The 18,827-nt window shown below is 69.8% G+C and carries 20 protein-coding genes; 9 read left to right on the forward strand and 11 right to left on the reverse strand.

What is annotated here, in order from left to right; genetic code table 11:
* Nucleotides 1–11 precede the first annotated feature (11 nt).
* The 6 genes from AC1HFW_RS20295 to AC1HFW_RS20320 form a co-directional block, all read right to left on the reverse strand.
* Nucleotides 12–2,408, reverse strand: coding sequence for a hypothetical protein (locus AC1HFW_RS20295; RefSeq protein WP_479285058.1), 2,397 nt, complete (start codon nt 2,406–2,408; stop codon nt 12–14).
* 14 nt (nt 2,409–2,422) lie between these two features.
* Nucleotides 2,423–2,851, reverse strand: a complete 429-nt coding sequence (locus tag AC1HFW_RS20300) for a CesT family type III secretion system chaperone (protein WP_479285059.1) — start codon at nt 2,849–2,851, stop codon at nt 2,423–2,425.
* Between the two features lie 26 nt (nt 2,852–2,877).
* Nucleotides 2,878–3,300, reverse strand: coding sequence for a type III secretion system chaperone (locus AC1HFW_RS20305; RefSeq protein ID WP_006392273.1), 423 nt, complete (start codon nt 3,298–3,300; stop codon nt 2,878–2,880).
* A 32-nt stretch (nt 3,301–3,332) separates the two neighbouring features.
* Complete coding sequence (locus tag AC1HFW_RS20310) at nt 3,333–3,791, reverse strand: type III secretion system chaperone (protein ID WP_479285060.1); 459 nt, start codon at nt 3,789–3,791, stop codon at nt 3,333–3,335.
* Between the two features lie 230 nt (nt 3,792–4,021).
* Entirely contained in the window at nt 4,022–4,339 is a 318-nt protein-coding gene (locus AC1HFW_RS20315) for a hypothetical protein (protein WP_006386976.1), read from the reverse strand.
* Between the two features lie 80 nt (nt 4,340–4,419).
* A complete protein-coding gene (locus tag AC1HFW_RS20320) occupies nt 4,420–4,764 on the reverse strand; it encodes a DUF1840 domain-containing protein (protein WP_006392271.1) in 345 nt (114 codons plus the stop codon).
* A gap of 311 nt (nt 4,765–5,075) precedes the next feature.
* Between AC1HFW_RS20320 and argS the strand changes: the two genes are divergently transcribed.
* The 5 genes from argS to AC1HFW_RS20345 all read left to right on the forward strand — a co-directional run bounded on the left by argS (nt 5,076) and on the right by AC1HFW_RS20345 (nt 10,546).
* Complete coding sequence (gene argS / locus AC1HFW_RS20325) at nt 5,076–6,761, forward strand: arginine--tRNA ligase (RefSeq protein ID WP_479285061.1); 1,686 nt, start codon at nt 5,076–5,078, stop codon at nt 6,759–6,761.
* 9 nt (nt 6,762–6,770) lie between these two features.
* Nucleotides 6,771–7,502 (forward strand): SPOR domain-containing protein, encoded by a 732-nt coding sequence (locus AC1HFW_RS20330; protein ID WP_479285062.1) that lies wholly within the window; start codon nt 6,771–6,773, stop codon nt 7,500–7,502.
* 85 nt (nt 7,503–7,587) lie between these two features.
* Nucleotides 7,588–8,220, forward strand: a complete 633-nt coding sequence (locus tag AC1HFW_RS20335) for a thiol:disulfide interchange protein DsbA/DsbL (RefSeq protein ID WP_006392268.1) — start codon at nt 7,588–7,590, stop codon at nt 8,218–8,220.
* Between the two features lie 161 nt (nt 8,221–8,381).
* Nucleotides 8,382–9,593 carry an ABC transporter substrate-binding protein gene (locus tag AC1HFW_RS20340; protein ID WP_479285063.1) on the forward strand — a complete coding sequence of 404 codons (1,212 nt, stop codon included), beginning with the start codon at nt 8,382–8,384 and terminating at the stop codon, nt 9,591–9,593.
* On the forward strand, nt 9,572–10,546 hold the full coding sequence (locus AC1HFW_RS20345) for an alpha/beta hydrolase (RefSeq protein WP_479285064.1): 975 nt from the start codon (nt 9,572–9,574) through the stop codon (nt 10,544–10,546). The genes AC1HFW_RS20340 and AC1HFW_RS20345 overlap by 22 nt, the downstream gene beginning before the upstream one ends.
* A 63-nt stretch (nt 10,547–10,609) precedes the next feature.
* On the opposite strand, the gene metC is transcribed toward AC1HFW_RS20345, so the two are convergent.
* On the reverse strand, nt 10,610–11,803 hold the full coding sequence (metC, locus tag AC1HFW_RS20350; RefSeq protein WP_479285065.1) for a cystathionine beta-lyase: 1,194 nt from the start codon (nt 11,801–11,803) through the stop codon (nt 10,610–10,612).
* Nucleotides 11,804–11,887: 84 nt separating this feature from the next.
* Nucleotides 11,888–12,586 carry a nitroreductase gene (locus AC1HFW_RS20355; RefSeq protein ID WP_479285066.1) on the reverse strand — a complete coding sequence of 233 codons (699 nt, stop codon included), beginning with the start codon at nt 12,584–12,586 and terminating at the stop codon, nt 11,888–11,890.
* 77 nt (nt 12,587–12,663) lie between these two features.
* Between AC1HFW_RS20355 and AC1HFW_RS20360 the strand changes: the two genes are divergently transcribed.
* Complete coding sequence (locus AC1HFW_RS20360) at nt 12,664–13,290, forward strand: LysE family translocator (protein WP_006392263.1); 627 nt, start codon at nt 12,664–12,666, stop codon at nt 13,288–13,290.
* 9 nt (nt 13,291–13,299) lie between these two features.
* Here AC1HFW_RS20360 and AC1HFW_RS20365 read toward each other — a convergent pair whose 3' ends face one another.
* On the reverse strand, nt 13,300–14,367 hold the full coding sequence (locus AC1HFW_RS20365; RefSeq protein ID WP_479285067.1) for an MBL fold metallo-hydrolase: 1,068 nt from the start codon (nt 14,365–14,367) through the stop codon (nt 13,300–13,302).
* A 73-nt stretch (nt 14,368–14,440) separates the two neighbouring features.
* Here AC1HFW_RS20365 and AC1HFW_RS20370 point away from each other — a divergent pair, with 73 nt between their 5' ends.
* Together AC1HFW_RS20370 and AC1HFW_RS20375 are read left to right on the forward strand one after the other, a co-directional pair.
* The gene (locus AC1HFW_RS20370; RefSeq protein WP_006392261.1) at nt 14,441–14,824 is read left to right on the forward strand and encodes a MerR family transcriptional regulator; all 384 of its coding nucleotides are present in this window, start codon (nt 14,441–14,443) and stop codon (nt 14,822–14,824) included.
* A 7-nt stretch (nt 14,825–14,831) separates the two neighbouring features.
* Nucleotides 14,832–15,164, forward strand: a complete 333-nt coding sequence (locus AC1HFW_RS20375) for a YnfA family protein (RefSeq protein WP_061072785.1) — start codon at nt 14,832–14,834, stop codon at nt 15,162–15,164.
* A 33-nt stretch (nt 15,165–15,197) separates the two neighbouring features.
* On the opposite strand, the gene AC1HFW_RS20380 is transcribed toward AC1HFW_RS20375, so the two are convergent.
* Together AC1HFW_RS20380 and AC1HFW_RS20385 are read right to left on the reverse strand one after the other, a co-directional pair.
* A complete protein-coding gene (locus AC1HFW_RS20380) occupies nt 15,198–16,169 on the reverse strand; it encodes a Bug family tripartite tricarboxylate transporter substrate binding protein (RefSeq protein WP_006392258.1) in 972 nt (323 codons plus the stop codon).
* Between the two features lie 46 nt (nt 16,170–16,215).
* Nucleotides 16,216–17,394: a M20 aminoacylase family protein gene (locus tag AC1HFW_RS20385; RefSeq protein WP_006392257.1), complete on the reverse strand. Its 1,179-nt coding sequence runs from the start codon at nt 17,392–17,394 to the stop codon at nt 16,216–16,218.
* Between the two features lie 246 nt (nt 17,395–17,640).
* On the opposite strand from AC1HFW_RS20385, the gene AC1HFW_RS20390 reads away from it, so the two are divergent.
* Nucleotides 17,641–18,819: an isovaleryl-CoA dehydrogenase gene (locus AC1HFW_RS20390; protein WP_054475320.1), complete on the forward strand. Its 1,179-nt coding sequence runs from the start codon at nt 17,641–17,643 to the stop codon at nt 18,817–18,819.
* Nucleotides 18,820–18,827 lie beyond the last annotated feature (8 nt).

Genomic DNA, 18,827 nt, shown 5'->3' on the forward strand with positions numbered 1-18,827 from the left:
GGGGCCAGGCGCTAGGCCCGGCCCGCCAGGAAGGCCGGGTTCTGCCAGCCCTGCAGGTCGCGCACCTGCTGCTGGTCGCCGGCCATCAGGCTGGCCTCGCGCTGCAACGAGGCCTGCAGCGACGACTGGTGCGCCTCCAGCTGCTGGCGCGACCAGCCGGAGAAATCCGCCTGCCGCTCGCCCGCCTGCGCCGGGCTGTGCAGGGCCTGGTACATGGACAGCAGCACGTCGTGCTCGTTGGCCAGCGGGTTGAACACCGGCTGCGCCCGGTCGGCGACGAAGCGGACGCGCAATTCGGCGCCGCCCCGCGCATCCAGCGCCGTCTCGAACTGCATGCCGCGCGCGCCCTCGGGAAAACCGCGCCGGTGATCATCCAGCGTCAGGCGACCCGGTTCTCCGCCGCTGTCGCCGGCCATGGCGCCGGTATAGGCCGACGGCGCATGCATCAGGAAGCTGTACAGCTTGCGGTCCGGGTCGGCCACCGACAGGCTGCCGTCGGCATTGCGGGTGACGGCCGGATCCTGGCCGTTGCCGCCTTCGGCCGCGGCGGCGAAATACCAGGCCATGGCGCGCGCCGTGGTCAGGTTGGCGGTGACCGCGACCTGCTGGATGCCTTCGCCCACCGCGACGGCGCCGAAGGCCGGCTGGCCATTGGCGCGCAGGGCCTGCGTGAGGTTCTCACCGATGTGCATCTGGCGGCGCACGTCGGCCAGCCCTTGCGAGGCGCCGGCGTCGGTGGCGCGCTGCATCACCCGAACATCGACGCCATCACGCACGATGCCGCCGTCGCGCGGCGACGCCAGCAGGCCGAGCGCGGCACGGCCGGCCCCCTGGGTGTAGGCCAGTTCGCTCTTGCCCGCGGCGCGGCGCTCCAGCAGCCGCCCCGGCACGTTGGGCAGGTCGGACAGGAAGCGGCCGACGCTGGACAGCCCGCGCGCGATCGAACCGAAAAAGGAATGGAACGCCGACTTGGCCCGCGCCGCCAGGCCCAGCGTCTGCGCGCGCGCCTGGCCATCGCCCAAGGCCACCGGATGGCGCAGGGCGGTGCCTTGCGCGGCATCCGATGGCGCGGTCTTGAGCGCCTCGTCCACTTGCGCCAGTTCGCGTTGCAGCGCGTCCATGCGCGGCGCGCGTTCCAGCGATACCAGCAGGGTGCGCTCGGTGGCGGTCTGGCGCGACTGTTCCTGCGCGATCAGGTTGTCCAGTTCCTTGAACTGCGGCTGCAGCGATTGCAGGGTGCTTTCGACCAGGCTGAGCGCCCCCCGATTGGTCGCCAGTTCGGGGAAGTCGCGCAGCGCGGTCAGGCCCAGGTAGGCGCCGCCGAGCGCGGCCGTGGCATTCAGGCCGATGCCGGTGGGCGTCCAGCCCATCGGCGACGTGACGACGCTGGTGGCCGTCGGGATCGCCACCGCCGCGGTGGTCCATCCCAGCGTGGTCAGCCCGGCCGACATGGCGCCGCGCACCTGGTGGTTCCAACGCGACAGCGTGTCCCAGTTCGACAGTGTCGGCGCATTCAGCCGCTCGCCATCGGGCACGCGCAGCGCGTCGCCGCCCATGCGGCGCAATTGCTCGTTGAGCTTGGCCATCTCCAGGTCGATCTTGCCGGCGACCTCGCCGGCGCGCGCCAGGTTGCGCTCGGAGACGGTCTGGCTGGGCGCGACGCCGGCGCCTTCGGCCACCGGCGTGCCGCCGCCCGGCAGATAGGCGCGGACCGTGCTCGCCACCGTCGACACGGTGCTGGCCACGGTCGAGGTTACCGCGCCGAGCGCGTTGCCGCCCAGGGCCATCATGCGGCTCAGGATGCCGTCCTGCTGCTGTTGCGTCTGCTGCGCGACGGCCTCGCGGGCCGGCGTGGATCCGGTCTCGACATTCAGGCCCGGATCGCCGATGTCTCCCAGCAGCGCGGACAGCGGCAGGATCTCCACATCGTCCAGCGAAGATGGCCCCGCCGATCCGACCGGCCCGTCGGGCAGCGCCTGCCGTTCCAGCTGGCGGGCGTTGTAGGCCGCGATGCCATCGTCGTCGCAATCGAAGAACTCGTCTTCGCCGTCATCCACTTCGGTCAGCGTGTCATCGTCGTCGGTGTCGGTGCGGACCTCGTCATCGGCGCCGCCGTCGGCGCGCACCTCGGCGTCGTCATCGACGGGGTCGCCGTGCATGGCAAAGGTGAACGCCTCGGCGGCCTCCCAGAAGGCCGACAGCGCGCCGCTGAACCAGCCCCGGGTCTGCGCCGCGTCCTCGCGCAACGCGGTGGTGCCGCCTTCGCCGACGGCCACCATCGTGCCCTGCAGCCCGCCCTGGCCGGGTTGGGGCGACGCCTGCGTCCCGGCGGTCTGGCCGGTCGCGTTGTCCTGCGCAGGGGGCAGCTCGCCACCGACCACGCGGCCGGCATTGGGATTGATGAACATGGCGGCGCTCCCGGTCAGGCGGCCAGTTGCGGCAGTTCAGGCGTGACGCGGCCCTGCACCACGTCGCGCCACAGCAGCCCGACATCGGCAAAGGCATCCAGCGCGACGGCCAGCGCCGGCGCGTCGCACAGGGCCAGCGGCGCACGGGCGCACAGCACCACGACCCCGGTGCCCGCCTGCAGGCCGAGCGTGCAGCCCCCCGTGCCCACCCACAGGGCGTTGGCTTCGAGCATCAGCTGCAGCAGCCTGTCGCGCGCGACCTGCGGAGCCGGCCGTCCCAGCGTGGCGAAGAAGGCGATGTCACCGGCGTCGGCATCGCCTTCGACGGACAGGCCGACCACGATGTCGGCGATGACCAGTTCCTGGTTGGCCAGGAAATCCTCGACCGGCGACAGGCCGGCAAGGCGCGCGTAGTCTTCGAGCAGCGTTTCATAGCGGGACATGGGAAGGCTCCTGTCGCAAAGCGGATTCAGCGGGGACCGGCGGGGTGGCCCAGCCCTTGGTCGATGGCGGTTGCCCAGGCGGTCGAGGCCTCGGCCAGGTCGCGCCAGGCTTGCGCCAGGCGCTCGGGCGGCAGATCCAGCGGCTGGCGGCTGGCCAGCACCAGATGGCCCGATTGCTGCAGGCCGAGGGTGGCGCCGCGGGTGGCGGGACCGAGGGTGTTGGCCTGCAACAGCAGCGGCAGCAGGCCCGCGGGCGGCTCGGCCGGCAGCGGTTGCGCGCCGACGCGGCAGGCGCCCTGCATGGCGCCGCCCAGGCCGTCGTCAACATACGCCAGGGCGATGGCGGCGCCGTCGATGACGAGTTCCTGGCGCTCGGCCAGCGCCGGCGCATCGACGCCGATATGGATGGCGAGGTCGGCCAGGGCGGCGTGATAGCGTGCTTCGGACATGGGCGTAGGGCTCCAGCGCGGGGTTGGCGAGATCAGGCGCGCAGATGCAGCATGGCGGCGCCGGCGCCCGTGGCGGGCGGCGACGCGGGCCGCGTGAGTTGCGCGGCCCAGGTCTGGGCATCGACGCAGAGACTGGCCAGCAGGGCGTCCAGCGTGGCGGCGGTCAGGGAACCGATGCGCCGCGCCGCGCTGAGCATCACGGTGTCGTGGCCGCGCAGGCCCAGCGTGGCGCCATGCGTGCCGGCCCACAGGTTGTCCGCCCGCAACAGCAGCCGGCAGACCGACAGCGGGACACCGGCGGGAAAGCGCGCCACGTCGGCGCGGCACAGCAGCCGGCCGTCATCGGCAGGGCGGTCGGGCCCGGCGGGCTCGAACCACAGGCTGATGGCGCGCCCGCCGATGACGACGGCCTGTGTCCGCGCCACGTCGGCATGGGCCGGACGGCGGCGCGCGTAGGCGTCCAACAGGGCGAGATAACGATCCTGGCTCATGTCACGGCTTCCGCGTAAAGGGGATGATCGGCGGGGGGATGATCGGCGGATGGCGCGAGGCCACCCTCGCCCATGAGTAACGGGCAGGCCGGATTGGTTCCGTGACGGCGGACGCGGCGGGGTGGAGTGGGTTGGGTTCAGGCCAGTGCGCGGCCGCAACGCGGCCAAAGAAAAAGCCGGATTCGAGGATCGGATCCGGCTTCGGGGACGGGGCGGCGGGCGCCGCCCGGTCAGTAACCGACCGTCAGGCCGGGCAGGTCCACGGTGATGCGCGGGCGTTCCAGCGCCAACGCCAGGTGCTCGGCGAACTCGCGGGCTTCCTTTGCGTCGGTGGACAGGATGTCGTAGCCCAGCGCGTCGGCCACGCCCAGCACCTTGTCCAGCAGCAGCACCTTGCCGCTCGGGCGCAGGGGTTCGCAGCCCAGGGTTTCCCAGGCGCCGTCGAACCAGTCGCGGGCGTCGTTCTGGCGCTGCGGGCTGGGTTCGACGTTGGCCGACAGGTCCAGCGAGCGCCGGGTGTCGAAAACGATGGTGATGTCGCTGCGCATGGCAGGGATTCCTTGAAATGACGTCAGCCGCAAAGGGTAGGGAAAAATCGCCGGGCAGATTGTCCGTCCGGCGACATTGCCTACCAGCCGCGGGAGACTTCCCAGGTGACCTCGGCGCCGGCCGCCTGCGACTGGCGCATCATGTCCAGCAAGGGGAAGGCGCGTTCCTTCAGGCCGACCGCGCGCGCCATGGGGGCCACGGGCGCCTTGTCCTCGTCTTCCTCGTCCTCGTCGTGGCTGCCCTGGGACTCCTCGATGGCCCGCTCGATGCCCTGGATGGCCGGGCCAAGCTGGTCGACGGTGAAAACGCCGCGCTCGGGGATCTTGTCGCCGAAGGACTTGCCCGCCGCCTGCAGCAGGATGCCGGCGTGGTCGGTCAGCATCAGGACTTCGGCCACGACCTTGGAGTGAAATGTAATCAGCATATTCCGGTCTCCCTCACTATTGAATACCTTCCATACACTACCGCAACGCCCAGGGGATGCCAACTGGCCCCCGCGGCGGGCCATGCCGGGGCGGGGGGCCGCGCCCGGTGGCGGCCGCCAAATCAAGCTATGATTCAGGAGATTCCCGTGACGGCAGGCGCCGCGGCGGCCGAGAATCCGGCGCCCAGGCGCGGTCGTGCCCCGAGCGGCGCGCCCGCCGGGCCGATCCCGCCCCCTGGCGCCGCTGGCGGGCCTGTATGCGCCCCCGGCCCGACGCTTTCGTCACCCACCCAGAACTTCTCCAGACGCCCATGCTCCCCGAGCAACAAAAACAGCTTATTTCCCTGATCCAGGCCGCGGTTGCGCAGAGCCTGCCCGACGCCCAGGCCATCGTCCTGCTGGAGCGCCCCAAGGTCGCCGCCCACGGCGACGTCGCCACCAACGTGGCCATGCAGCTGGCCAAGCCGGCCAAGCGCAACCCGCGCGAACTGGCCCAGGCCATCGTCGAGGCGCTGCTGGCGCAGCCCGGCGCCCGCGATCTGGTGGAAAGCGCTGAAATCGCCGGTCCCGGCTTCATCAACCTGCGCGTCACCGCCGCCGCTCGCCAGGCCGTCATCGGCGTCGTGGCCGAGCAGGGCGAGGCCTTCGGCCGCTCGCCCCGCAGCGGCGAGAAGATCCTGGTGGAATTCGTGTCCGCCAACCCCACCGGCCCGCTGCACGTCGGCCACGCCCGCCAGGCCGCCCTGGGCGACGCCCTGTGCCGCCTGTACGACGCCATCGGCTGGGACGTGACCCGCGAGTTCTATTACAACGACGCCGGCAACCAGATCGAGAACCTGGCCATCAGCGTGCAGGCGCGCGCCCGCGGCCTGACGACCGACTCGCCCGAATGGCCCGCCGACGGCTACAAGGGCGACTATATCGTCGACATCGCCCGCGACTTCCAGGCCGGCAAGACCCTGCAGGCCTCGGACGGCGAGCCCGTCACCGCCACCGGCAACATCGACAGCCTGGACGACATCCGCGCCTTCGCCGTGGCCTACCTGCGCCGCGAGCAGGACCTGGACCTGCAGGCGTTCGGACTGAAGTTCGACAACTACTACCTGGAAAGCTCGCTGTACACCTCGGGCCGGGTCGAGGCCACCGTCAAGGCGCTGGTCGCCGGCGGCCATACCTATGAAGAAGGCGGCGCGCTGTGGCTGCGCACCACCGAACTGGGCACGGGCGACGACAAAGACCGCGTCATGCGCAAGAGCGAGGGCGGCTACACCTATTTCGTGCCGGACGTGGCCTACCACAAGGCCAAGTGGGAACGCGGTTTCCACCGCGCCGTGAACATCCAGGGCAGCGACCACCACGGCACCGTGGCGCGCGTGCGCGCCGGCCTGCAGGCGCTGGAAGAGGGCATCCCCAAGGACTACCCGTCGTACGTGCTGCACAAGATGGTCAAGGTGATGCGCGGCGGCCAGGAGGTCAAGATCTCCAAGCGCGCCGGCAGCTACGTGACCATGCGCGACCTGATCGACTGGGTCGGCCGCGACGCCGTGCGCTACTTCCTGATCCAGCGCCGCGCCGACACCGAATTCGTGTTCGACGTCGACCTGGCGCTGTCCAAGAGCGACGAGAACCCGGTCTATTACATCCAGTACGCCCACGCGCGCATCTGCTCGGTCATCAACAACGCCGCCATGCCGGCGGCGGACGTGGCCGCGGCCGATGCGTCCCTGTTGACCGCCCCGAGCGAATTCGCGCTGATGCAGCGCCTGGCCGAATTCCCCCACGTGGTGGCGCTGGCCGCCCAGGAGCTGGCGCCGCACCACATCGCCTTCTGGCTGCGTGACTGCGCGTCGGACTTCCACGCCTGGTACAACGCCGAACGCGTGCTGGTCGACGACACCGCGCTCAAGCTGGCGCGCCTGCGCCTGGCCGCGACCACGCGCCAGGTGCTGGCCAACGGCATGGCGTTGATGGGCGTGTCCGCCCCCGAGCGGATGTAACATCGGTACATGGCCACCAAGCGCAAACCCACCCGCCGGTCAGGCGAAAGCGGCAGCACCCTGTACGGGGCGCTCGCCGGTCTGCTCCTCGGATTGATCGTGGCCGCCGTCGTGGCGTTCTACGTCACCAAGGCGCCCGTGCCCTTCGTCGATCGCGCCACCCGCCAGGGCGACGCCGGCAAGCTGCCCGACCCGCGCCAGGCGCCGGACCCCAACGCCGGCCTGTATGGCCGCGACGGCGCCGCGGGTTCGTCGCCCACCGGCCCGACCGCCACGGCGCCCGCGCCGCTGCCGGGCGCCGGCACCGAGCCGTCGCGCAAGCCTGACGACCTGGGCGCGCTGATCGCCACCCTGCCGACCTCCAACAACACCCCCACCGCCGCACCGGCCGCGACCCCGGCGCCCGCGCCGGCCGCCAGCGCGCCGCCCACGCCCATCGCCAAGATGGCGCCGAGCCCGGCGCCCGCGGCCAAGGCGCCGGTCGCCAGCGCCGCCCCGACGGCATCGGCCAACGGCTCGTACTACCTGCAGGCCGGCGCCTTCCGCGGCCAGGACGACGCCGAATCGCTCAAGGCCCGCATCATCCTGCTGGGCCTGCCGGTGGCGGTGCAGAAAGCCGAGGTCAACGGCAAGCCGATCAACCGCGTGCGCGTCGGTCCGTTCGCCCGCCTGGACGACATGAACCGCGCCCGTGGCCGCCTCGGCGAAAACAAGATTGAAACGGCGGTGGTGCGCCAGTAACACGGCGCCCGCATCATGGTTTTGATTGAACTAATCCGGGCCTGGCCCTGTCTGTAACCTCTTTGTTCAGGAACCTCATCCCATCATGCTGTCCCCCAAGCTCATCCGCATCCTGGCAGCCGCCGCGCTGACCGCCACCGCGTTCTTCAGCCCGGTCAGCCACGCCCAGGGCACCCAGGCCTACGTGCCGATCAATCCGCCGCTGCCGTCGGACACCCCGGGCAAGATCGAGGTCCTGGAATTCTTCGCCTACACCTGCCCGCACTGCGCCGCCATGGAACCGATGATCGAGGACTGGGCCAAGACCAAGCCCGACGACGTCGTGCTCAAGCAGGTGCCGATCGCCTTCAACGCCGGCATGAAGCCGCTGCAACAGCTGTACTACACGCTGCTGGCCCTGGATCGCCCCGACCTGCACGCCAAGGTCTTCACCGCCATCCACGGCGAGCACAAGCGCCTGATCGACAAGAAGGCCATGGGCGAGTGGGCCGCCGCGCAAGGCGTGGACCGCGCCAAGTTCGACTCGGTGTTCGACTCGTTCAGCGTCCAGACCCAGGTGCAGCGCGCCAACCAGCTGGCCGAGGCCTACCGCATCGACGGCACGCCGTCGTTCGCCGTGGGCGGCAAGTTCATGACCTCGCCGGTCATGGCGGGCAACAGCTACGAAGGCGCCATCAAGGAAGTGAACCAGCTGATCCCGATGGCCCGCGGCAAGTAATCCCGCGCAACGCCAGATATCAAGACGCCCCGAGCCGCCAGGCCGGGGCGTTTTTCATGGGGTCATCCCCAGGACCCGCCCCCGCGGCAAAGCGCCCGGCGCGGGCTACACTTCCTTCCACAATAATTCGCCGCCATGCGCGGCTCACAAGGGTGGAAGACATGAGACAGCAATTCCTGCGCCGCGCGGCGCTGGGCGCATGCCTGGCGCTGGCCGGCATGACCGCGCACGCCAATGACGCCGACGGCGTCAAGATCGGCGTCCTGACCGACATGGCGGGCGTCACCGCCGACGCCACCGGGCGCGGCTCGGTCGAGGCGGCCCGCCTGGCGATCGAGGAACTGGGCGGCAGCGTGCTCGGCAAGCCCGTGTCGCTGGTGTCCGGCGACCACCAGCACCGGCCCGACATCGGCAGCAGCATGGTGCGCAAGTGGTACGACACCGACGGCGTCGACGTGGTGGTGGACGTGCCCAATTCGTCGGTGGCGCTGGCGGTGCAGGGCATCGCGCGCGAAAAGAAAAAGCTGGTGCTGTTCTCCAGCCCCGGCACCACCGCGCTGACGCAGGCGCAATGCTCGCCCTATGGCGTGCAATGGACCTACACCACCTACGCGCTGTCGCGCGGCACGGCCACCGCCGTGGTCAAGGAAGGCAACAAGCGCTGGTTCATCCTGGCGTCCGACTACGCCTTCGGCAAGCAGCTGGCCGCCGATACCGAGACCGTGGTCAAGGCCAATGGCGGCGAGGTCGTGGGCACGGTGTTCCATCCGCTCAACGCCTCGGACTTCGCCTCGTTCCTGCTGCAGGCGCAGGCCTCCAAGGCGCAGATCATCGCCGTCGCCAATGCCGGCGGCGACACCATCTCGGCGATCAAGCAGGCGGCCGAATTCGGCATCTCCAGCGGCGGCCAGAAGCTGGCGGCGATGCTGTTGCTGCTGACCGACGTGCACAGCCTGGGCCTGCAGGCCGCGCAGCACACCTACCTGACCGTGCCGTCGTACTGGGACATGAACGACGGCACCCGCGCCTTCAGCAAGAAGTTCGAGGCCCGCCTGGGCCGCCCGCCCACCTTCCTGCAGGCCGGCGTCTACAGCTCGGTGCGCCACTACCTGCGCGCGGTGCAGGCGGCCGGCACGACCGATTCGGACGCGGTGATGGCGAAGATGAAGTCGATGCCGATCGACGACCCCTTCAGCCTGAACGCGCACATCCGCGAGGACGGCCTGGTGGTGCGCGACATGATGCTGGCGCAGGTGAAATCGCCCGACCAGTCCGAGGCGCCCTGGGACTACTACAACATCGTGCGCACCATTCCCGGCGACTCGCTCGCCTGGCCCCTGTCGGAAAGCCAATGCCCGCTGGTCAAGAAGTAGGCCCCCTGGAAGCAGGCCCCCTGGCGCTGGCCGATTTCGGCAGCTTCTACGCGGGCGGGCGGCAGGCGCGCATCAGCGGCCGCCCCGTGCGCGAGATCGCCTTCACCAAGACCGCCTCGCTGTCGTACGACCCCAATGGGCTGTACCACGTGGAACAGGCCTACGTGCAGTTCTTCATTCCGGCCGAACGCCGTCACCCGCTGCCGCTGGTGCTGCTGCACGGCGGCGGCATGACCGGCGCGATGTGGGAACAGACGCCGGACGGGCGGCGCGGCTGGCTGCAGCACTTCGTGCGGCAGGGACACGCGGTCTATGTGGTCGACAACGTCGAGCGCGGCCGCGCCGGCTGGACGCCGTTCGAGGAAGTCTGGCCGGATGCGCCCATCGTGCGCAACGCCGAGGAAAGCTGGTCGCTGTTCCGTCTCGGCCGCGCCGAGGATTACGCGCGGCGCCGGGCTTTCGACGGCCAGCGCTTTCCGCTGGCGGCCTTCGACGATTTCATCCGCCACGCGGTGCCGCGCTGGCTGGGCAACAACGATGCGGCGCTGGCGGGCTTGTGCGCCGCGCTGGAACGCATCGGCCCGTGCCTGGTGCTGGCGCACAGCCATGGCGGCGAAGTGGCCTACCGCGCGCTGCAGGCGCGGCCGGACCTGGTGCGCGGCGTCATCGGCATCGAGCCGTCGGGCTTCTCGCAGGAAGTGGACCCGGCCGCCGTGGCGGACAAGCCGTTCCTGTTCGTCTATGGCGATTATCTCGACGCCACGCCGCTATGGGCCAAGCTGGATGCGGCCGGGCAGGCCTACGCCGACCGCCTGGCGGCGCAGGGCGGCCGCGTGACCCGCTGGCGCCTGGCCGACATGGGCATCCACGGCAATTCGCACCTGCCGATGATGGACGACAACAGCGACGACATCGCCACGCGCATCGGCGCGTGGATCCGCGCCACCGCCTGAAGCGGTCTGGCAGGCGGCCGGCCCTTGCCAGGGCCGGCGTTCCCTCGGGTTGGCGGCCCCGCGTCAGCCCTTGACGGCAGCGGCCTTTTCCAGCGCCTGGGTCAGGTCGGCAATGATGTCCTGCGGCGACTCCAGGCCGATGTGCAGGCGCACCAGCGCGTTCTGGCCCTCGCCCCAGTAGCGGTGGTGCGACAGGTCCTTGGGCGACACCAGCTGCACCAGGCTTTCGTAGCCGCCCCACGAGAAGCCGATGCCGAACAGCTCCAGCTCGTCCACGAACACGCGCGCGGCGGCCGGCGACAGGCGCAGTTCGACCGACAGCATGCCGTTGGAACCGGTGCAGTCGCGCTGCCACAGCGCATGGCCCGGATCCTGCGGCCAGGCCGGGTGGAACAGGCGCACGGTCTCGGCACGGCCCTTGAAGAAATCGCACACTTGCAGCGCATGGCGCGCGTGCTGCGCCATGCGGATCGGCATGGTGCGCACGCCGCGCAGCGCCAGCCAGGCGTCGTCGGCGCTGATCGAGTAGCCCATGGCGTACTGGGTACGGTTCAGCTTCCTGGCGATGGCTTCGTCGTTGGTGACCACCGCGCCCAGCATCAGGTCGGAATGGCCGCCCACGTACTTGGTGCCGGCGATCACCGAGACCTGCGCGCCCAGCGTCAGCGGCCGGTAGATGTAGCCCGAGCCCCAGGTGTTGTCGGTGGCCAGCACCAGGCCGTGGCGTTGCGCGATGGCGGCCATGGCGCCCATGTCCAGCATCTCGAACAGCAGCGAGCCGGGCGATTCCACGTACAGCAGCCTGGTGTTGGGCTGCACCAGCGCGTCCAGGTCCTCGCCGGCGGCGAAGTAGGTGATCGAGATGTTCATGCGCTTGAGCACGGCATCGTCGAGCTCGCGCATCGGACCGTAGACGCAATCGGAGATCAGGGCGTGGTCGCCGGCCGAGCACAGCGCCAGCATCACCATCGTCATGGCCGACAGGCCGGACGGCGCCAGGTAGGCATGGGTGCCGCCCTCGAGCTGCGCGAAGACCTGCTCCAGCGCCGCGTGCGTGTCCATGCCCATGCGGCCATAGGTGGTGGCGCGGCCACCGGCGGCCTTGGTGCGCTGGGCTTTTTCCAGCGCCGCCAGGTTCTCGAAGCGCACCGTGCTGGCCCGCATCGGCGGCAGCGGCACCGGCGCCGTGCCCGTCTCGGGGTTGAACGGGGCGGTGCCCGCGTGCTGCAAAACCGTATCGATGTGTTTGGTAGCCATCTTCAAGAGGGAGTGCTTGCGTATGGTGGGGAATCCGAACCCTAGCAGGAACGCGCCGGAATGTCGCGCCCCCGGGGTCCGGCGTCAGTCGATCCAGCGCACCGCCGCGTCCAGGTCGGCGCGGCTGGTGCGGTAGCTATTGGCGGGATGCTCGGCATCCGCGTAGCCGAACGAGATGGCGCAGACCACGCGGCGGTCGGCGCCGATGCCGAGCTGTTCGCGCAGCACCTCGGGATACATCGCCAGCGAGGCCTGGGCCACCGTGGCCACGCCGTTGGCCTGCGCCGCCAGCAGGAAATTGGCGACATAGCCGCCGCAGTCGATGGCGCCGTATTCGCCCAGCGCCTCGTCGGTGGTGATGATGGCCACGTGCGGCGCGTCGAACAACTGGAAGTTGCGCAGCTCCTGGCGGCGGTAGGCCTCGCGGTCGCCGCGCGCCACGCCCACCGCGCCGTACAGCTGGAAGCCCGACTCGCGGCGCCGCGCCAGGTAGTCGCCCTGGTACTCGCGCGGGAACGGGAAGTCGGGCGTGAAGCCGGACTGCCCGGCGCGTTCCACCAGGGCCCGGCTCAGGCGCCGCGCGCCGTCGCCCGAGGCCACCGTCACCTGCCACGGCTGGCAGTTGCACCACGACGCCGTGCGCTGCGCCAGCGTCAGGATGCGTTCGATGGTGGCGCGCGGCACCGGCTCGGGCAGGAAGGCGCGGCAGCTATGGCGGGTACGCAGCCAGTCTTCGAGCGCGGCATCGGGACGCGCGGCGGGCGCTTGCGGTACGGCGGGCATGGTGTCTCCTTGGTTTCCTCGTATGATGCCACTTGATTGCCGGCGCGCAAGGCGCCGCCCGACCCTGGCGAGACCCCATGCTGCCCCTCGATTCCCTGATCGCATTCTTCGGCATTGCCGTATTGCTGGCCCTGACGCCCGGGCCCGACAACCTGTTCGTGCTGATGCAGTCGGCCATCTGGGGCCGCAAGGCCGGGCTGTTCGTGGTGCTGGGACTGTGCACCGGGCTGCTGGGCCACACCGCCGCGGTGGCGCTGGGGCTGGCCGCCGTGTTCGCCGCCTCGCCGGTGGCCTTCACGGTGCTGAAGCTGGCGGGCGCGGCCTATCTGGCCTACCTGGCGTGGCAGATCCTGCGGGCGCCGGTGCATGCCGAGGACGGCGAAAGGCCGGCGCCGATGAAGACGTCCGCGCTGTATCGCCGCGGCATCGTCATGAACCTGACCAACCCCAAGGTGCTGCTGTTCTTCTTCGCCTTCCTGCCGCAGTTCACCTCGCCCAAGCTGGGTTCGGTGGGCTGGCAGACGGTGCAGCTGGGCGCGGTGTTCATGCTGGCCACGCTGCTGGTGTTCGGCGCCATCGCCTTCTTCTCGGGCGCGTTCGGCGAACTGCTGCAGCGCTCGGTCACGGCCAAGCGCTGGCTCAACCGCGTCGCGGCGCTGGTGTTCGTGGGGCTGGCCGTGCGGCTGGCGACGGCCACGCGCTAGCAAGCGGCGTCAGGCCGCCTTGAAGCGGACGATGCCGTCCGCGCCGGTGGCGCGCGTCAACTTGCCTTCGAAATACAGCGCATGCAGGTGCGCCAGCGCCTCACCCATGGCGAAGGTGAGCTGGTGCAGGTCGAGCTTGCGCTTGAACAGCACCGGCACGATGTCCGAGGTCGATTGCGGCCCGGCGGTACAGGCCTCCAGCACTTCGGCCAGGCGGTCGCGGTGGTGCTCGTGCTGCTGCGCGATGCGTTCGTGCAGGCCCTTGAACGGCCGGCCATGCGACGGCAGCACCAGCGTGTCGCGCAGCACGTCGGCGTAACCGTCGAGCGAACGCAGGTACAGCGGCAGCGGATTGGCGTCGGGCTCGTAGTCGAACACGCTGACATTGGTGGAGATGCGCGGCAGCACCATGTCGCCGGAGATCAGCACGCCCAGGTCGGGCGAATGCAGCGAAGCGTGCTCGGGCGCGTGGCCGTAGCCGACGATGACGCGCCAATCGCGCGCGCCGATGCGCACCTGGTCGCCGTGCATGATGCGGGTGTAGCGCGCGGGCACCGCCGGCACCAGGTTGGGGAAGTAGTTGGCGCGCTGGCGGATCTGTTCCTGCGCGTCCGGGTCGGTCAGACCGTGGCGGGCGAAGTGGTCGACCGCCGACTGGCCGCCAGGACCGGCGCCGGCGTCATTGCGGCGCGAGGACCACAGCGACGCCACCATGAAGTCGGTCATGGTCATCCACAGCCGCGCGTCCCAGCGTTCGCACAGCCAGTAGGCCAGGCCGATGTGGTCGGGGTGCATGTGGGTGACGATCACGCGCAGCACGGGCAGGCCTTCCAGTTCGTTCTCGAATACCTGCTCCCACAGCGCCTTGACCTCGTCGCGCGAGATGCCACAGTCGACGATGGTCCAGCCGTCGCGGCCGTCGATGCGATCACGCAGCAGCCAGAGATTGATATGATCCAGCGCGAACGGCAGCGGCATGCGGATCCATTTGACGCCCTCGGCCACCTGGTGGGCCCGGCCGGCTTCGGGCTGAAAATCGGCCCAGGGATACTGCAGCTTCTGTTCGTTGGGGTTCATTGCCTCGCTCTCCACGCTTGACGATCGCGTCAAGTCATCATAATTTACGTTTACGTAAACTGCCACACGTCGCATGTCCCCGTCAACCTGGACCATCTCCGAGCTCGCCCGCGAGTTCGACGTCACGCCCCGCACGATCCGCTTCTATGAAGACCAGGGGATCGTCAGCCCGGCGCGCGAGGGCCGCAACCGCATCTTCGGGCCGCGCGACCGCACGCGCCTGAAGCTGGCCCTGCGCGGCAAGCGCCTGGGCCTGCAGCTGTCGGAGATCCTGACGCTGATCGACATGTACGACGGCCCCGGCGACACCGAGGTGCAGTTGCGCCAGTACCTGGCGGTGCTGGCCCAGCACCGCGCCACGCTGGAACAGCAGCGCCGCGACATCGAGGATACGCTGCAGGAGATCGCGGTGCAGGAGCGCCAGTGCCACGACCTGCTGGCGCAGCAGCGGGCCTGACCGCGCCATGGGCATGCTGCAAACCGTCGCGCTGTTCATCCTGACCGCGCTGGCCGAGATCGTCGGCTGCTACCTGCCGTACCTGTGGCTGCGCCGCGGCTATTCCATCTGGCTGCTGGCGCCGGCCGCCGTCAGCCTGGCCCTGTTCGCCTGGCTGCTGACGCTGCACCCGACCGCGTCCGGACGCGTCTACGCGGCCTACGGCGGCGTGTACATCGGCATGGCGCTGCTGTGGCTGTGGGCGGTCGACGGCGTGCGGCCCAGCGTCAGCGACTACGTCGGCGTGGGCCTGTGCCTGGCGGGGATGCTGGTCATCATGTTCGGGCCGAAGACCGCCTGAGCGCTTGCCGCGGATAACCGTGCAGCGCCGGCGTCATTCCGCCTTGATGTTGCCTTCCTTGATGATGCGCGCGTTGTTGGCGTATTCGGCCTGCACCTGCTTGACGAAGGCGTCGCCGGACGCGGTGCCCGGCTGCAGGTAGGACTTGGCCAGCAGTTCCTTGAACTCGGGGCTGGCCACGGCCTTGGCCAGCGCGGCCTGCAGCGGGCCCGACACCGCCGGCGGCAGGTTGGCCGGCGCGAAGATGCCGAAGTTTGAGAAGTACTGCGCCTGCGGCAGCTTCAGTTCGGCCATGGTGGGCACGTCGGGCCAGGCGGCCAGGCGCTCGGGCGCCATCACCGCCAGCGGCTTGAGCGCGCCGCTGGCCACGTGCGGCAGCACCACGTCGGTGTTGACCACCAGCAGCTCGACCACGCCGCCCAGGCCGTCGGTCAGCGCCTGGCTGTTGCCGCGGTAGGGCACGTGCAGCATCTTGGTGCCGGTCTGCGTGGTCAGCGCCGCCATGCCGATGTGGGCCACGGTGCCCTGGCCCGGCGTGCCGTAGCGCACGCCGTCCGGGTGCGACTTGGCGTAGTCGATCAGGCCGGCGAAGTCCTTCACCGGCAGGGCCTTGGTGGCGACGATCGCCACGGGCGCCACGGCCACGCTGGCCACCGGCGTCAGGTCCTTCATCGGATCGTAGTTGGTCTTGGCCAGGTGCGGGAAGATGGTCAGCGGGCTGGTCGAGGCCAGCAGCAGGGTGGTGCCGTCCGGCTGGGCGCGCGCCACGAAGTCGGTGCCGACCGAGGCGCCCGCGCCGGGCTTGTTTTCGACGATGACGGTGGCGTTGGCCTCCTTGCGCAGCACGTCGCCCAGGCGGCGCCCGATCGCGTCGGCGCTGCCGCCGGCGGTGTAGGGCACGACCAGGGTGATGGGCTTGGCGGGCCAGCCCTGCGCCAGCGCGGCGCCGCCCGTCATGATTGCCAGGGCCGCCCCCGCGGCCGTGAACAGCATCTTCTTTTTCATGGCTTCCTTGTGGTGTTGCGTAGCACTGCGTCAGGTAATGCTTGAATCAGCCGGCCAGGTAGCGCTGCGCCAGGCGCACCCAGTAGCTCGCGCCCGGCGCGATCAGGGCATCGTTGAAGTCGTAGCTGGTGTTGTGCAGCATGCAGGGGCCCAGGCCGTGGCCGGCCATGCGGTGATCGCCGTCGCCGTTGCCCAGGAACACGTAGCAGCCGGGCTTGGCCTGCAGCAGGAAGGCGAAGTCCTCCGAGGCCATCACCGGCTCGATCACGCGGGCGTGGTCGGCGCCGGCCACCTCGCGCATGACCTCCATGCAGAACTCGGTCTCGGCGGGCGTGTTGATCAGCGCCGGGTAGCGGCGCTCGAAGTAGACCTCGGCCTCGCAGCCGTGGGCGGCGGCGATGCTGCCGGCGATCTCGTGCATGCGGCGCTCGATCAGGTCGACCACGTCGGTGCTGTAGGCGCGCACCGAGCCGCCCAGCCAGGCGCTGCCCGGGATCACGTTGATGACGCTGCCGCCGGCCTGCACCTGGGTGATGGACAGCACGGCGGCGTCCAGCGGGCGCTTGCTGCGCGTCAGGATGGTCTGCAGCGACTGGCCGATGGCGAACAGCGCCGGCACCGGGTCGGCGCAATCGTGCGGCGCGGCGGCATGGCCGCCCTTGCCACGCACGGTGATCTTGAAGCCGTTGGCCGACGCCATCATCGGCCCGGCGCAGACGCCGAACGACCCGGCTTCCAGGCCCGGCCAGTTGTGCATGCCAAACACGGCTTCACAAGGGAAGCGCTCGAACAGGCCGTCCTGGATCATGGCGCGGCCGCCCGCGCCGCCTTCCTCGGCCGGCTGGAAACAGAAATAGACGGTGCCATCGAAGCCGCCTTCCTGCTGCAGGTGGCGCGCGGCGGCCAGCAGCATGGCGGTGTGGCCGTCGTGGCCGCAGCCGTGCATCTTGCCGTCGTGGCGCGAGCGGTGCTCGAACTGGTTCTCTTCCTGCATCGGCAGGGCGTCCATGTCGGCGCGCAGCATGATGGCGCGGGGGGACGCGCCACGCTTGATGACACCGACCACGCCGGTCTTGGCGATGCCGGTGTGGGTCTCGATGCCCCAGCCGCGCAGCGCGTCGGCCACCACCTTGGCGGTGCGGTGCTCTTCGTAGCAGAGCTCGGGATGGGCGTGCAGGTCGCGCCGCAGCGCCACAATATCGTCGAGATTGGCCAGGTCGGACACCGCTGACTCCGTAACAAAATTTCAAGTTTCAAGGACCCGGGGAATAGTACCCACGGCGCTTCCCCGGGGACGCAAACATTTGCCTAGGGAAAACCCGACTCTTATTTACGTTTACGTAAACGTAATATTTGCGGTGCATCATTGCGTAGCCTGCGTCGATCAGCGCATCATGGGGCCACGCGGCGAGATCCGGCGCGGTCCCCTGCGCCCATAAGAATGTAAGTACCCACTATCACGGAGACAGCGATGAACCTTCCTGGCCTGAACTTCGATCTGGGCGAAGACCTGGACATGCTGCGCGACGCCGTGCGCACTTTCGCGCAGGCCGAGATCGCGCCGCGCGCCGCCGAAGTCGACCGCAGCGACCAGTTCCCCATGGACCTCTGGCGCAAATTCGGCGACCTGGGCGTGCTGGGCATGACGGCCAGCGAAGAGTACGGCGGCGCCAACATGGGCTACCTGGCCCACATGGTGGCCATGGAGGAAATCTCCCGCGCCAGCGCCTCGATCGGCCTGTCCTATGGCGCCCACTCGAACCTGTGCGTCAACCAGATCAACCGCAACGGCACCCCGGCCCAGAAGGCCAAATACCTGCCCAAGCTGATCTCCGGCGAGCACGTCGGCGCGCTGGCCATGAGCGAACCGGGCGCCGGCTCGGACGTGGTCAGCATGAAGCTGCGCGCCGACAAGAAGGGCGACCGCTACGTGCTCAACGGCACCAAGATGTGGATCACCAACGGCCCCGACGCCGACACCCTGGTGGTCTACGCCAAGACCGACCCCGAGGCGCACCAGCGCGGCATCACCGCGTTCCTGGTGGAAAAGGGCTTCAAGGGCTTCTCGGTGGCGCAGAAGCTGGACAAGCTCGGCATGCGCGGCAGCCACACCGGCGAACTGGTGTTCCAGGATTGCGAGATCCCCGAGGAAAACGTGCTCGGCCAGGTCAACGGCGGCGTCAAGGTGCTGATGAGCGGCCTGGACTACGAGCGCGCCGTGCTGTCCGGCGGCCCGGTCGGCATCATGCAGGCCGTGATGGACGTGGTGGTGCCGTACATCCACGACCGCAAGCAGTTCGGCCAGGCCATCGGCGAATTCCAGCTGATCCAGGGCAAGGTGGCGGATCTGTACACCACGCTGCAGGCCAGCCGCGCCTTCTGCTACCAGGTCGGCAAGAACCTCGACCGCCTCGGCGCCGAGCACGTGCGCCAGGTGCGCAAGGACTGCGCCGCGCTGATCCTGTACACCGCCGAGAAGGCCACCTGGATGGCCGGCGAAGGCGTGCAGATCCTGGGCGGCAACGGCTACATCAACGAGTACCCGGTGGGCCGCCTGTGGCGCGACGCCAAGCTGTATGAAATCGGCGCCGGCACCAGCGAGATCCGCCGCATGCTGATCGGCCGCGAGTTGTTCGCCGAGACGGCCTGAGTCCACCC

The sequence above is a fragment of the Achromobacter sp. ISS7 genome, assembly GCF_056523125.1.